The sequence below is a fragment of the Streptococcus oralis genome (assembly GCF_001588645.1).
In the GTDB taxonomy this organism is placed as follows: Bacteria; Bacillota; Bacilli; order Lactobacillales; family Streptococcaceae; genus Streptococcus; species Streptococcus oralis_AB.
Genome location: NZ_LAYF01000025.1, coordinates 1 through 773 on the forward strand (window position 1 = coordinate 1; position 773 = coordinate 773).

The window sequence follows — 773 nt, forward strand, 5'->3', positions numbered from 1 at the left end:
CCTTCTTGGGTTGCCCTGCTTAGATTTAGAAGGCCTTCATCCACTGTATTTTGTAAGTGACGGGCGAGTTGTTTTCGATAGGTCGGTAAGGAGTGGTAAATATTATCCCCCAGCCCCTTGGTCTTCTTCAAGAGCCCTTTAAAGGTATCGAAATTCTTAGCACCTTGTTCGATGCCTTCCTTCACTGCTGTTTTGATACTAGTCTTAACAGCGGTGAGGCCTGCAGTCTTTCCTGTCTTGGCCAAGCCACTGAGGTATTTACCTGCTGGGATCAAGTCAAGCAGGGCAAAGGCTCCCCTCATAACTCTCTCGTTCCCGTCCAGCTCGCGGCCAGTCCCCCAGTCCTTGCCCGAAACGGCGGAATACATTTCCGCTGCTGATACGACCGTTGATAGAACCGCACCGGCAGGAGGGCAGAAGACATACAAGACAACTGTAGCCGCGGTCAGAGTCAAATCTCGCCACATCTCTGTAGTGGACTTTTCATCATCAATCGATACATACTCGAAAGATCGAGTTTGGTGCATAACTTGGACATATTCCGTCTCGGTCAGCCTATGATCCTTATAGTCCTTACTCTTCTTATACTCTTCATAGCTTTTCTTCAGTGATGCCTTATAAGGACTATCAACCTTGTAGAGCTCGTCAATCCCTATCTCAGGTGGGGTGACTTCCTTGGTACCGACAGGATGGCCATAAGGATCTTTCACAGACTCGATGCGCTTATAGCCTATCTTGTTAGTCGTTTTATACTTTTGAATGTTAAGGGCTTC

1 protein-coding gene is annotated in these 773 nt (G+C 47.7%); it reads right to left on the bottom strand.

Going from position 1 to position 773, the window contains the following annotated elements; all coding sequences use genetic code 11:
• A partial coding sequence (locus tag A0739_RS09585; protein ID WP_231082585.1) for a pre-toxin TG domain-containing protein occupies positions 1-773 on the bottom strand: 773 nt, incomplete at both ends.